Source organism: Marinobacter halophilus (genome assembly GCF_003007685.1).
GTDB lineage: Bacteria > Pseudomonadota > Gammaproteobacteria > Pseudomonadales > Oleiphilaceae > Marinobacter > Marinobacter halophilus.
In genome coordinates this window covers 388087-401461 of record NZ_PXNN01000011.1, presented here as the reverse complement: position 1 = coordinate 401461, position 13375 = coordinate 388087, and the positions used below count along the sequence as shown (strand labels likewise).

The 13375-nt window shown below is 55.4% G+C and carries 10 protein-coding genes; 6 read left to right on the top strand and 4 right to left on the bottom strand.

Annotated features, from left to right (window positions below; translation table 11 throughout):
* The first annotated feature begins 66 nt into the window (after positions 1-66).
* Positions 67-1299 carry a sensor histidine kinase gene (locus tag C7H08_RS08215; protein WP_106671248.1) on the top strand — a complete coding sequence of 411 codons (1233 nt, stop codon included), beginning with the start codon at positions 67-69 and terminating at the stop codon, positions 1297-1299.
* Positions 1296-1952, top strand: coding sequence for a response regulator (locus tag C7H08_RS08210; protein WP_106671247.1), 657 nt, complete (start codon positions 1296-1298; stop codon positions 1950-1952). Before C7H08_RS08215 ends, C7H08_RS08210 begins: the two co-directional genes overlap by 4 nt.
* Positions 1953-1964: 12 nt before the next feature.
* Here the strand turns inward: C7H08_RS08210 and C7H08_RS08205 are convergent, their stop codons facing one another.
* Both C7H08_RS08205 and C7H08_RS08200 read right to left on the bottom strand, forming a co-directional pair.
* Positions 1965-2618, bottom strand: a complete 654-nt coding sequence (locus C7H08_RS08205; RefSeq protein WP_106671246.1) for a pentapeptide repeat-containing protein — start codon at positions 2616-2618, stop codon at positions 1965-1967.
* Between the two features lie 68 nt (positions 2619-2686).
* A complete protein-coding gene (locus C7H08_RS08200) occupies positions 2687-4543 on the bottom strand; it encodes a PQQ-dependent methanol/ethanol family dehydrogenase (protein WP_207768297.1) in 1857 nt (618 codons plus the stop codon).
* Between the two features lie 366 nt (positions 4544-4909).
* On the opposite strand from C7H08_RS08200, the gene pedF reads away from it, so the two are divergent.
* The 4 genes from pedF to exaC all read left to right on the top strand — a co-directional run bounded on the left by pedF (position 4910) and on the right by exaC (position 10172).
* Positions 4910-5341, top strand: coding sequence for a cytochrome c-550 PedF (gene pedF, locus C7H08_RS08195; RefSeq protein ID WP_106671245.1), 432 nt, complete (start codon positions 4910-4912; stop codon positions 5339-5341).
* A gap of 50 nt (positions 5342-5391) precedes the next feature.
* Positions 5392-6330, top strand: coding sequence for a substrate-binding periplasmic protein (locus C7H08_RS08190; protein WP_106671244.1), 939 nt, complete (start codon positions 5392-5394; stop codon positions 6328-6330).
* A 189-nt stretch (positions 6331-6519) separates the two neighbouring features.
* Positions 6520-8295 carry a PQQ-dependent methanol/ethanol family dehydrogenase gene (locus C7H08_RS08185; RefSeq protein WP_106671243.1) on the top strand — a complete coding sequence of 592 codons (1776 nt, stop codon included), beginning with the start codon at positions 6520-6522 and terminating at the stop codon, positions 8293-8295.
* Positions 8296-8651: 356 nt separating this feature from the next.
* Positions 8652-10172, top strand: a complete 1521-nt coding sequence (exaC, locus tag C7H08_RS08175) for an acetaldehyde dehydrogenase ExaC (protein WP_106671241.1) — start codon at positions 8652-8654, stop codon at positions 10170-10172.
* Between the two features lie 259 nt (positions 10173-10431).
* Here the strand turns inward: exaC and C7H08_RS08170 are convergent, their stop codons facing one another.
* On the bottom strand, positions 10432-10932 hold the full coding sequence (locus C7H08_RS08170) for a tetratricopeptide repeat protein (RefSeq protein WP_106671240.1): 501 nt from the start codon (positions 10930-10932) through the stop codon (positions 10432-10434).
* Between the two features lie 120 nt (positions 10933-11052).
* On the bottom strand, positions 11053-13176 hold the full coding sequence (locus tag C7H08_RS08165) for a NosR/NirI family protein (protein WP_106671239.1): 2124 nt from the start codon (positions 13174-13176) through the stop codon (positions 11053-11055).
* Between the last annotated feature and the right edge of the window lie 199 nt (positions 13177-13375).

The following is a 13375-nucleotide window of genomic DNA, read 5'->3' as shown; positions in this document are numbered from 1 at the left end:
TTTCGGTGAAAGCTTGGGGCTTTACCATGGATGAAGATTGGGTCTGTCACAAAATGGACAGTAAAAATGACCGTTTACCGGAAGATTTTTGTGCTGATGCTGGCAGTGTTTGCTGCCATTTATCTAATTGGTTCCTTGCTGTACGCCCATCAGGCTCGCCATGATGTCCAGCGAGAACTCGACGGGGTTGCCGGGCTGGCGCAAAGTCTTGGAGATCCGGCAAATCTTCCGGTTTCGATTGTTGCCAATATTCGTCACCTCCGCCCGGCCGACAATCTTCATCCTGATTCCGGTGACGAGGTTCCACGCTGGTTTTCAGCAATTATTGCAGGCGAGTCATCGCGGCCGGCGATCAGCGGATGGCAAGTGGATCCGGCCGATGAAGTCGAGGAAATATGGGAGGGCTTCCTGCTGATTTCCGCGTCCTATGCGATTGGCATGACTCTCTGTTTTCTGACTTTCTTTGCTCTTATCCGAAGTGGCATGCGCACGCTATCAAGCCTTTCCGACGGCATGACTGCAGTTTCTAAGGGAAGGCTTACCTCCCGTCTGCCAAACCAGAGAGAACAGGAACTGAATGCACTTGTCTGCCGTTTTAACTCGATGGCCGATGCGCTGGAGTCCGAACAGCAAACGGTCAGCCGGCTGCTGAATGAATTGCTGCAATTGCAGGATCGGGAGCGGGAACATATCGCCAGGGTCCTTCACGATGATCTGGGCCAGTATTTGACCGGGATACGAGCACAGGCGTTCAGTCTGCTTTACGATCCAGATCTGACCGATCCGCAGAAACAGCGAGCCCGGATTCTGGCCGAGCATTGCGAAACGATGCAGGAGCATTTCCGACACCTGTTGCAGGATCTGCACCCGCTGGTTATGGAGCAGTTGGGGCTGGGCAGCGCGATCTGTCATCTAACGGAACAATGGCAACAGATTAGCGGTCTTGACTGCCATCTGGCCATGGATGACCAGTTACCGGAGTTTACGGGTGACCAGCAAACACATCTTTACAGATTTCTCCAGGAAGCCCTGAACAATATTTCCCGCCATGCCCATGCCTCCTGTGCAACTCTGGCGGTCGCTCGTCGTGACAACGAGCTCAGTATTGAAGTGCGAGACGATGGTGTCGGAACTGACACATTGCCTGATAATGCCGGTCTGGGCGTGCGCTCCATGCGCGAGCGTGCGCGCTGTCTGGGTGGGGAGGTAAAGTTCATGAGCCGCACCGGATCAGGAACCTGCATTCGGCTTGCGGTGCCGCTGTCAAAACTCTGTCCATCATCTGGAGGTGCCCTATGAAACTGATGATTGTGGATGATCACCAAGTCGTCCGGCAGGGGATCGCCAACCTCCTGAGTTCAATGCTGCCAGCGGTTGCCATTACCGAAATTGAAAATGGCCTCGATGCCGTATCCCGATACGGCGAGTTGCGCCCGGATGTGGTTCTGCTGGACATGGGGTTGCCAGATATCTCGGGGCTGGAAGTGGGGCGCCGAATCCGGCTGCGCTGGCGCGGTGCCGCAATCCTGTTCTTCACCATGCACGATGAGTTGCCCATGGTGCGGCAGGCTCTGGATGTGGGCGGATTGGGTTTCGTTTCCAAAAGCTGTGCTCCTGAAGAGCTGGCGGAGGCCGTAAAGCGCGTGGCATCTGGCCAACCCTATATTGAACATCCCGTTGCAACGCGGTTGGCGATGAATCACGAGCGGGCTGTGGATCACCGATTGAGAGACATGACCCAGAGGGAGATGGAGGTATTGCTTATGTATGCCCGCGGGGAGAGCGTTTCGGCTATTGCCGATCGCCTTTGTGTCAGCAACAAAACCGTCTCGAACCATCTGGCCATTTTGAAAAGCAAGCTGCAGGTCTCATCCTCTGTGGAGTTGATCCATCTGGCCGTGGACGCCGGGTTGATCCGCTATGGTCACCTTGAGGGTTCAAGGCGGGTCTGAACCCGCCCATCATCACCAGTCAAATGGACACTCGGTGCAGCCCTCCATATAGGTTCCCTCGAAGGTGGCGTAGTGGATTCTCGTGCCAGTCAGATCTGCCTCGGCCAGATTGGCCATTCCCATCTTTGCCTCTTGCAGATTGGCTCCCTGCAGGTTGGCTCCCTCAAGGTTCGCTTTTGGCAGCCAAGAGATCTCGAAACTGCTGTAGGGCATATTGGCGTTTTTCAGGATTGCTCCTGAGAAGCGGGAAAAATCGAAGTTCGCGCCAGTGAGGTCGGCTCCGGTGAAATCTGCACCCTGGGCAAACAGGTATTCCCCCTGCATTCCCTGCAACCTTGCGTTGCGTAACGTTGCTCCGCGCATGCTGGCTCGATAGGCCTCGAGCCGATAACCGGTGACCTTGTCGAGATTTGCCCCGTCGAGATTGGCGCCCCTCAGATTGGTGTGGCTCAGATTTGCCCCGGAGAGATTGGCGCCCCGGAAATCGGCAGAACGGAGATCCATATTTGACAGATCGACACCCCGCAGGTCCACGCCAGCGCAGCTGGCCTCACGCTCCAGTGCGCAGCCATTGGTGACGGGCGTCTGATCCAGGCCCGCCATGTAATCGCCAGCCAAAGCGGGCGTAATGAACAGTAAAAACGATGCGGTAATGACTGATTTCATGATTTGACTTCCCAAATGAATGCGGAAAAACGGGCCCGGCTTGACGCCGGACCCAGGCCCGAGGTCTGTTATCGCGAGGCTTGTGCCCAGGAAGGCACTTTGAAGACCCAGAATGAGCCGCCCTGTGAGATGGGCTTGGTCAGCTCCGCCATATCACCACCCCAGAGTGGAACAGCACCGCCGTAACCTGAGGCAACGCCGATATATTGTTCGCCGTCCATTTCCCAGGTCACCGGGGATGAGATAATTCCAGAGCCGGTCTGGAACTTCCAAAGCTCTTCGCCGGTTTCAGCGTCGAAAGCCTTGAGGAAACCGTCCCCGGTGCCGGTAAAGACCAGCCCTCCTTTGGTCGTCAGGACGCCCGCCCACAGCGGCATGTTTTCCTTGTGCTCCCACTCAATTTCACCGGTCAGTGGGTTCATGGCTCTCAGAATACCAACATGGTCATCGTACATGCGCTTGATTCGGAAACCCTGGCCGAGGTAAGCCGCACCTTTTTTATAGGTGACTTCCTCGGTCCAGTAGTCTTCTTTCCAGTGGTTGGCCGGTATGTAAAACAAGCCGGTATCCTGGCTGTAAGCCATCGGGTTCCAGTTCTTGCCGCCAAGAAAGGGGGGCGAAACCTCGATGGACTCACCGCGGGTTTCACCTTCGGCAATGGGAGGTGGTCGCTGGCCTTCGGGCTCTACCGGGCGGCCGGTTTCCAGGTCGATGTGCGTAGCCCAGGTGATGTTGTCTACGAACGGAAATGCTTTCTCGAGTTTGCCACTGGTGCGGTCTACAACATAGAAGAAACCATTGCGGTCAGCGTGTGCGGTTGCTTTGACATCTCTGCCGTCTTCGGTGTATTCGAACAGCACAAGCTCATTGTTTCCGGAGAAATCCCAGGCGTCGTTTGGTGTGTGCTGATAGAACCACTTCACTTCACCGGTTGTCGGGTCGACGCCCACCTGCCCGGACGTATAGAGGTTGTCGTAATCATGTGGGCTGCCGCCTGGAGAAGTTCGCTCCCACGTGTTCCACGGGGCCGGGTTGCCGGCGCCTATGATGATGGTGTTGGTTTCCATGTCAAAGCTGGCGCTTTGCCAGGGAGCACCGCCGCCATGGCTCCAGGCTTCAACCTTGCCCGTTTCCCGTGAAGGATCATCCGGCCAGCTCGGAGCACGTGGATCTCCCGTGGGTGTGCTGCGCTCGCCGTTGAGCCGGCCGTAGTGGCCTTCAACAAACGGACGCATCCATATTTCCTTACCGGTATCAGGATCGCGCGCGAAAAGCTTGCCGACGACGCCAAACTCATCTCCGGAGGAACCGTGGATTAAAAGAACCTGACCGGTGTTCTGGTCCTTGGCCAAGGTTGGGGCGCCGGTCATGGTATAACCAGCCTCGTGATCGCCGAATTTCTCTCGCCAGACAACTTCCCCGGTATCCTTGTTGAGGGCGACAATACCGGCATCGAGCGTGCCGAAGAAAACCTTGTCGCCGAAGATCGCTGCACCACGGTTGACCACGTCGCAGCAGGGGCGGATGCCCTCTGGCAGGCGATGACTGTATTCCCAGAGTCGTTCACCGGATTTGGCATCGAGCGCCCAAATCCGGGAATAGGAGCCGGTCACGTAAATAACCCCGTCATGAACCAGAGCCTGGGATTCCTGCCCGCGCTGCTTTTCATCACCGAAAGAAAAAGACCACGCAGGAACAAGCCTTTCAACGTTGTCGCGGTTAATCGTCGTCATGGGGCTGTAACGTTGCGCTTTGGGTCCGATGCCATAACCGAGAACATCACCAGCAGTGTCGGCGTCATTTGCGATGTCATCCCAGGTGACGTCTTTTGCTTGCGCCTGCAAGGCCAGGCCGCTGGCACTGCCCAGTGCCAGCGTAAGACCAATAGCTCTTACAAAAGCCGGTTTTCGATATGTGTGCTTCATGAAGATTCCCCTTGGTTTTTGTTGTCAATCACGCGTTTGTATCGCGTCGACGGTTCAAGTTTTAGTTCGCTACGAACACGAAAGCGACGGAAAAAACCATAAGAATGTCGGGAAAAAGTCGGGAAAAAGTGGGAAATATTCCCGGCACCTTGGTGATTGGTTGAAATGGAGCCGTTTTTTTGTATTGGGGTTGGAGCATCGTGCTTTGGCGCCGCTTCCGGACGCTTACTACCAAGGAACTAGAACTAGGGCGCGAAAGTGGCATTCTGATTGGGGTGGCGTATTCCTAGACTTGTTTGAGGTAGCTGGTAATGCATTCACAACAAACAGCCAGCGCACGCAGATTCAAACCAGAGGTGCAACAACATGTCAGTTTCTTCTTTTTCGTTAAAGGCCATCGTCGCTGCGGGCTTGCTTACCGCTGCCGGTTTGGCCATGTCCCATGGGGACGTTACTCCCCAGGAAGTGGACACCGGTAGTCTGCCCGATCTAGGTAAAGAAGCGCTGAGCGAGAACCCGTTCCGAGAGGGTAACGAGTACGGTGACAGGCATGACGAAGCTGTGAAGGTAGGTGAAAGCGGCTATGCGGGTAACTGCGCGGTCTGCCACGGCATTCAGGCCATGTCGGGCGGACTGACCCCAGATCTGAGAGAGCTGACGGAGTGGGACGACGAGTATTTCATCGGCCGCGTCATGAACGGTACCGGGCGGGGCATGCCGTCATTCAAGGAAAACCTGGACCAGACCGCTATCTGGGCCATCAAAACTTACATTGAATCAGTCCCTGAGCCTATGTGACCGGCGCAAGCAGCCTGTTCGCCATTGGAATTTTTTCGGGAGGTGGGTGCATGAAGTCGGTTTATCGTTTTGGCTGGTCGCTGGTTGTGACTCTGATGTGCGTCTTCGGACCTGTTCAGGCTCAGGAATCCCGTTCCCTGATTCCGGACAGAACCCTGGATATCGTGCAGGACTCCGGCTTCCTGAATGTCGGTATGTACCAGGATTTCCCGCCCTATTCCTACGAGGTGGATGGCGAGGCCAAGGGTGTGGACGCAGATCTTGGGCGCCGGATTGCTGAAGGGCTGGGCGTGGAGTTTCGTCCTTACTGGATTATCCCTGATGAAAACCTGGGCGATGATTTACGGAACCATATCTGGAAGGGACATTACCTGGCAAAGACACGTATAGCGGACATCATGACGCGGGTACCCTACGACAGCACCTTCAAGTATATGCGGGATTCCACCGGCGAGATGATTAACGAGCAGGTGGTTTTCGTGGGTCCCTACCAGCAGGAGCGTTGGCAGATCGCCTTTGACGAAGATCGGCTCGACGGCGTGGACACCATTGCGGTCTTCCAGTATCACCCCATCGGTGTGGAGGTCGACACTCTTCCCGCGACTTATCTTACTTCCGCTTTTGGTGGGCGCTTGAGGGATCAGGTCCAGCATTACAGCAACGTTGGCGCCGCGTTCGAAGCCATGGCGCAGAGAGAGGTTGCTGGTGTCATGGGGATGCGCGCGGAAATAGAGCACCAGCTGGAGTCATACGCCGGCAAGGGTTTCGCCAAGGCAGGCAATGGTTTTCCGGGGATAACCAAACAGGTATGGGATGTCGGGCTGGCGGTTCGTCATACCCACCGCGCCCTGAGTTACGCGGTCGAAGCGATTGTCGATCGCATGGTCCGCTCCGGTGAGATGGCAGCGCTCTTCGCCAATCACGGCCTATCTTACAGTCGTCCCGGCTACTACGACGCGATTCTCGGCCCCGAGGAGAGCGGCGAATAAGTAGTTACTGACTGTTAGCCCGCCATGCGTTGGCTTTCTTGAGGGGGTCTTACTACCAAGTGATGAGAAAACCTGTTCCGGCGATTAATTGTTGCGATGGCCGCTCAGGCGAAGAATGCAGGTTAGAGGCGGGAAAAATTCCCGGTTCCCTGCAAACACTGACAACAAGAGACTTTGGAGAGCGCAACCATGAGATCGAATCCGTTCGGTAAACAGTTTACAGCCAGTGCCTTGGCGCTGGCTGTATCGTTGGGGGCCCATGCGGTCACTGATGAAGACATCATGAATGACCATAATACCGTTGACCAGATCGTAACTTACGGTATGGGCGTACAGGGCCAGCGGTTCAGCCCGATGGATGCTCTGAATACAGAGAACATCCAGTACCTGCAGCCTGCCTGGGCGTTTTCTTTCGGTGGCGAGAAGCAGCGTGGCCAGGAATCCCAGCCAATGATCAAGGACGGCGTTATGTACGTGACGGCGTCCTATTCCCGTGCTTACGCGGTTGATGCCCGCACCGGTGAAGAAATCTGGCAGTACGACGCCCGCCTGCCGGACGGCATCATGCCTTGTTGTGATGTTGTGAACCGTGGTGGCGCCCTTTACGGCGATCTGTTCATTTTCGGTACCCTCGATGCCAAGTTGGTTGCCCTGAACAAGGACACCGGCAAGCCGGTGTGGATCAAAACAGTTGCCGACTATCAGGCCGGTTACTCCATGACGGCAGCACCGCTGATAGTCAAGGGCAAGCTGATCACTGGTGTGTCCGGTGGTGAGTTCGGCATTGTCGGTACCGTAGAGGCCCGCGATCCGAATACCGGCGACCTGCTTTGGACACGCCCGACCGTTGAAGGTCACATGGGTTATGTCTATGAGGACGGCGAAAAGATCGAAAACGGCATCTCTGGCGGCGAGGCTGGCAAGACCTGGCCCGGCGATATGTGGAAGACTGGCGGAGCAGCCACATGGCTAGGCGGCACCTATGATCCAGATACCGATTCATTGTTCTTCGGCACCGGTAACCCGGCTCCCTGGAACTCGCATCTGCGTCCGGGTGACAACTTGTTTTCGGCTTCACGCCTGGCAATTGATCCGGAGGATGGCAGCATCAAGTGGCACTTCCAGACCACGCCTAACGACGGCTGGGATTATGACGGCGTCAATGAGCTGATTTCCTTTGATTATGAAGACAACGGAAAAGCGGTAAAGGCAGCCGCCACTGCGGATCGTAACGGCTTCTTCTACGTGTTGAACCGCGAGAATGGCGACTTTATTCGTGGCTTCCCCTTCGTGGACAAGATCACCTGGGCCACAGGCCTGAATGAGGACGGCAGTCCAATCTACAATACCGAGAACGGCCGCCCGGGCAACCCTGCCGATGCTGACGGTGAAAAAGGTGAGACAGTTGTTGCTTTCCCTGCGTTCCTGGGCGGCAAGAACTGGATGCCGATGGCGTACAGCCAGGATACCGGCCTGTTCTATATTCCATCCAATGAGTGGTCCATGGACATCTGGAACGAGCCAGTCTCCTACAAGAAGGGTGCTGCTTACCTGGGGGCAGGCTTTACCATCAAGCCTGCAAACGACGATTTTATCGGGGTGTTGCGCGCGGTTGATCCAAAAACCGGCGAGGAAGTCTGGCGCTACAACAACCCGGCTCCGCTCTGGGGTGGTGTTATGGCTACAGCAGGCAACCTGGTATTCACCGGTACGCCGGAAGGATATTTCAAGGCATTCGACGCCAAGACGGGCGAGGAGCTCTACAAGTTCATGACCGGCACTGGCGTTGTGGGTACACCGGTAACCTGGGAAATGGACGGTGAGCAGTATGTGGCCATCTCTACTGGTTGGGGCGGAGCGGTTCCTCTCTGGGGTGGTGAAGTAGCCAGGGTGGTCAAGGACTTCAACCAGGGTGGTACTGTCTGGACTTTTAAGCTGCCGAGCGATCGGGTTGCCAGCCACTGATCCAGCGTAACGCCGGTGCTATACCGGTTTTACAGGGGCTGCCTCCGGGCAGCCCCTTTTTTGTTTCCGATGATGCCGGGGTCAGTCAGGCGGCCTGATGGCGGACCGTTTGGGCCACCGAGTCGTTGATGTCTTCAAGCCGTGTTTGGTCTGCATGGTCAGTGCCTCGGTTGCGTTGAAAGGTGGGGACCATGTTATGCCGCTTAAGGCGTGGCTCTCGGGCCATCTACTACCAAGGGAGGAGTTTTTCGCCCCCATTGCATTATTCAACTATCCAGGTGCGGGGTCTACATTGATAGGGTAAACGCGAAAGGCCGCGTTGCCCTTCGACAAACACAAAACAAGAGGTCGAGACCATGATCTATGCACAACCAGGAAAAGACGGCTCCGTCGTTTCCTTCAAATCTCGTTACGAAAACTTCATTGGTGGCGAGTGGGTTGCCCCGGTGAAAGGTCAGTATTTTGAGAACATCACACCGGTAACTGGTGACGTGATCTGTGAAATTCCCCGTTCCAGCGCCGAAGACATCGAGCTCGCACTGGACGCCGCTCATAAAGCCGCACCGGCCTGGGGCAAGACCTCCACCACTGAGCGGTCTAACATCCTACTGAAAATTGCCGACCGAATTGAGCAGAATATCGAGATGCTCGCGGTTGCCGAAACCTGGGACAACGGTAAAGCCGTCCGTGAAACCATCAATGCTGACCTGCCGCTGGCGGTGGATCATTTCCGTTACTTCGCCGGTTGTATCCGCGCTCAGGAAGATGCTTCCAGCGCCATCGATAACAACACCGTGGCTTACCATTACAACGAGCCTTTGGGTGTTGTTGGCCAGATCATTCCCTGGAACTTCCCGCTGCTGATGGCTGTGTGGAAGCTGGCGCCTTGTCTGGCAGCCGGTAACTGCACCGTTATGAAGCCTGCTGAGCAGACTCCAGCCAGCATCCTGGTTCTGATGGATCTGATTGGCGACCTGTTGCCACCGGGTGTAGTCAACATTGTCAACGGTTATGGCATTGAGGCCGGCCAGGCTCTGGCTACCAGCACGCGCATCGCCAAGATTGCCTTTACCGGCTCAACGCCGGTCGGTGCTCACATTCTCAAGTGTGCAGCCGAGAATATCATCCCGTCTACCGTAGAGCTGGGCGGCAAGTCTCCCAACATCTACTTCTCAGACGTTATGAAGGCTGAGCCCGAGTTTATCGACAAGTGTGTTGAAGGTCTGGTATTGGCGTTCTTCAACCAAGGTGAAGTGTGTACCTGCCCGTCCCGCGCCCTTATCCAGGAAGACATGTACGACGAATTTATGGCCAAGGTGATTGAGCGCACCAAGGCGATCAAGCGCGGCAACCCGCTGGATACCGATGTGCAAGTGGGCGCCCAGGCCAGTAAAGAGCAGTTCGACAAGATTCTGTCTTACCTCGAAATCGGCAAGCAGGAAGGCGCGGAAGTGCTAACCGGCGGCGACCGTGAGCAAATGGAAGGCGAATTCAACAATGGTTTCTACATTCAGCCTACCTTGTTGAAAGGCAATAACAACATGCGCGTGTTCCAGGAAGAAATCTTTGGCCCGGTGGTCGGTGTGACCACGTTCAAGGACGAAGAAGAGGCTTTGGCCATCGCCAACGACACTGAATTTGGTCTTGGTGCCGGCCTCTGGACTCGCGATAGCAATCGCGCTTATCGCATGGGTCGTGCCATTCAGGCCGGTCGTGTTTGGACCAACTGCTACCACCAGTACCCGGCTCACGCCGCCTTTGGTGGTTATAAAAAGTCTGGTGTTGGTCGCGAAAACCACAAGATGGCTCTGGGACACTACCAGCAGACCAAGTGCTTGCTGGTCAGCTATGACATCAACCCGCTTGGGTTCTTTTAATGTGTAGAAGGCTGTAAAGATTTTTTCGCTTAGGACCTGATTCGTGTAACCGCACAGGGACCGTGCATTTTTTAAACCTGGTAATTGCCAGGTAGCTCCTTAACGGGAGCGCGGGATTTATCTACCACTCTCTTTAGGCCCCTCCCAGGGCCTTTTTTTGTGGGGCCGGCACGGGCCGCACTCCTGGAGGTGCAAGCCAATAAAGTGGGTAGTAACAGAGAATACGGGGTGGTTCTAGGTCAAGACCAAAGGCAGGGCTCTATGGTTGAGCCTCTGGCTTGCCTGTAGACGGATCGGTTTCAATTTGATGCAGGAACCGCTGAGCATCCGCGCTGCCTGAAGCGGCAGCGCGCCTGAGCCAATGCAGGCCCTCTGCCTGGTTCATGTCGGTGCCTGTGCCCTGATACAGCGCTTTGCCGTAATGGTAGCGGGCTAGAGAGGAGTAGTCAGCGGCGTCATCAAGCTCAGCACCACGCTTCATGAGTGATGTTGCATAGGCTTGGTCCCGTTGTACTCCGATGCCGGTTTCATAAATCTGTGCCAATCCGATCATGGAGTAAACATCATTCCAGCGCCGGATGCAGTCTTCGAAAATACGTATGGCGACTGCATGGTTTCCGGTCTTTTCAGCAGCGTAACCATAGAGGCACTTAATACGTTTATCCGAGTCAATATAGGCCTCATAGCTGAGATCACTGGCTTTGACCGAGGCCATCGATGCAAAAAGCGGGATGATAAAGATAAGAGTCAAAGAACGCATAAATTGCTCCTCTAAGAAAACCATAAAATGTTAGATATATTTCCAGCTAATAGCTAAAACGTTGTGTATTGGTCATTGGTTCCTGACGGCAGATCTTTTAACAAGTTACGCGGATGCCACTCAGGTTCTTGCTTTCTGCCCCTCGGCGGCATCCGTGGCCAGAATCTGTGCCCCCCTTCGGAGCTGCCTATTGCGGATGATGGAATCCACACATTGGCTGTCATCCCGCAAAATCACCACGCATTCCAGGCACTGAATACATTCGTTGTAGTCAACCCGCCCATCCTTTCGGATGGCATTAATGCCACATTCGTTTCGGCAGTGTTGGCAGGGTTGCCCGCAGCGTTTTACCCGCTCAAGCCAGCTGAACAGGCGGAAGCGGCCGAGCACTGCCAGGCCTGCCCCCAGGGGGCAGAGGTAACGACAGTAGAATTTGTGGATAAACATGCCAACCGCCAGCAGGCCTAAGGCATAGACCACAAAGGGCCAGTGGCGCACAAAAAACAGAGTAATGCTGGTTTTAAACGGCTCCACCTCTGACAGCTGTTCCGCCAGCGTGATGGAGTAAAAGGACGCGGCCACGATGCTCAGTAGTAAAGGGTACTTGATCAGAATGAGTTTGCGGTGCCAGTAGTCGGGCACCTTGATCTGTTTGAACTTCAGTTTCCGACCCAGCCACGACGCCATTTCCTGCAGAACGCCAAAAGGGCACAGCCAGCCACAGAAAAGCCCTCGGCCCCAGATAAACAGGGTGATGAAGGTGTAGGTCCAGAGTATGAAAATAACAGGATCCAGCAGGAACACGTTCAATGAGAAGCCGTCTTCGATGGCGAGGAACAGAGTGTAAATATTTACCACCGACAGCTGGCCTTGGGCGTAGAAGCCGATAAAGAACAGGGTAAAGAACAAAAAGCCCCAGCGGAATCGACGCACCAGTTTTGGATGTCGGGTCAGCGTCTTCTGGCGGGCGAAGAACACAGTCAGTAATGACAGGCTGACCACCAGCACGCTGATCTGCCACCAGCGCTCTTTCCACAGGCCAATCCAGATGGGGTCGCGAACAAACTCCGGTCCGCCGGTCACTTCCACCGTTTCGAATAGGTCGTCTGAGTAGGCCAGAGGGAATCCGAAGCGGGCCGTATCGGAAATTAAATGATTCCGGGCCAGAACGACATTCATGGTGAAGGTGGCTTCTGCGCCTGGGTTGAATCCGGCATTTCCGCCAACCCGAAACAGATTGATGGCGTTCATATCGGGCATGCCGGGGACGGAGAGCGGATGCGATGTTTCCAGCCAGTTAAGATCGCGCAACTCAATGGACAGCTGGTTCTGGTTCAGGCCAAACCGGTCCGGCGTGCTGCCGGGTACAAAATCCGACCCGATGTGTGGGTAAGTGCCCCGCGACATCACCATCATGACGTTGCCATTGTCGCCCAGGCGGTCCCGAAAAGTCTGGTATCGTTCCTCGCCCAGCAGATTGCGCCCGACCATGGGCGAATTCATGTAGGCAAAGTAGACCTCAGAGAAGGGCTCGCCGGGGTCTGGCTCAACATTGGCGGGGTATATCGACAGCGGCCGGCCAACTTGCGCTTCGACGTCGCTGGCGGAAATCCTGAATTTTCGGATGTAGCCCCGCTCCAGAAGCTGATCCCAGTCGAGCGGCTCGAAGTAATCCTGCCGTGCCCTGGTCGGTGCCCCTTGCGCAAACCCTTCAAGCTTTTGGCGAGCTACCTGCAGTGCCGAGGACAACACCGAGTCGTTGATGATCAGTATCGACACCGTTGCCTTGCTGACGCCGTCAAAGTAGACCACGTTGCCTGAAGTGGATTTGCCGGACCGCCCTGAAGACCGGATGACAATCTGCTCGGTAAGCGACTGCCCCTCGTATTGGTCAACAAAGTCGGTCAGCGCCTGTTCGCCGATGCCGTAGTGAAACACCGGCTCGTAATGATGCAGCACTTTAACGCCGGTGAAGCGCCCCCGGGTATCCAGCCCAATCATCATGGTGATCGGCTTGCCGGCAAACCCCTGAAGTTTGCTGAATTCGGTGGAGACGTACGCGTAACCGAGCAATTCCTGAAGCTGATAGACCGGGTAAACCGGAAGGTCCGGTAGCTGATCTTCGATCACGGTGGCTGAGGGGAACAGTTCCTGGATGACCTGCCGGGTGTCTTCCGGGGGTTCCGCGTGGCCATGGATGAATACAAAACACAGGATCAGCGAGAGCAAAATGCGCCCGGCCATGATGCCTCCAGAAGTTATTATTGTCTTTGTTACATGCTAGGCGGCTCAGTGCCCAGCTCAATTAAACCTCGGAGGCAATCCCTTGCTACTTTCTGCCGGCAGAAAACAGTGCCAAAGTACCATATGGGGTGGAAGGCTCTGTCATTAGGATGAAGTTGTGCACGTGGAAAAATCCCCGGTGCGCGGACATGCAACGCAC

Coding starts and splice junctions, on each gene's coding strand:
- C7H08_RS08215 (WP_106671248.1), top strand. CDS start 67: ATGACCGTTTACCGGAAGATTTTTGTGCTGATGCTGGCAGTGTTTGCT.
- C7H08_RS08210 (WP_106671247.1), top strand. CDS start 1,296: ATGAAACTGATGATTGTGGATGATCACCAAGTCGTCCGGCAGGGGATC.
- C7H08_RS08205 (WP_106671246.1), bottom strand. CDS start 2,618: ATGAAATCAGTCATTACCGCATCGTTTTTACTGTTCATTACGCCCGCT.
- C7H08_RS08200 (WP_207768297.1), bottom strand. CDS start 4,543: ATGAAGCACACATATCGAAAACCGGCTTTTGTAAGAGCTATTGGTCTT.
- pedF (WP_106671245.1), top strand. CDS start 4,910: ATGTCAGTTTCTTCTTTTTCGTTAAAGGCCATCGTCGCTGCGGGCTTG.
- C7H08_RS08190 (WP_106671244.1), top strand. CDS start 5,392: ATGAAGTCGGTTTATCGTTTTGGCTGGTCGCTGGTTGTGACTCTGATG.
- C7H08_RS08185 (WP_106671243.1), top strand. CDS start 6,520: ATGAGATCGAATCCGTTCGGTAAACAGTTTACAGCCAGTGCCTTGGCG.
- exaC (WP_106671241.1), top strand. CDS start 8,652: ATGATCTATGCACAACCAGGAAAAGACGGCTCCGTCGTTTCCTTCAAA.
- C7H08_RS08170 (WP_106671240.1), bottom strand. CDS start 10,932: ATGCGTTCTTTGACTCTTATCTTTATCATCCCGCTTTTTGCATCGATG.
- C7H08_RS08165 (WP_106671239.1), bottom strand. CDS start 13,176: ATGGCCGGGCGCATTTTGCTCTCGCTGATCCTGTGTTTTGTATTCATC.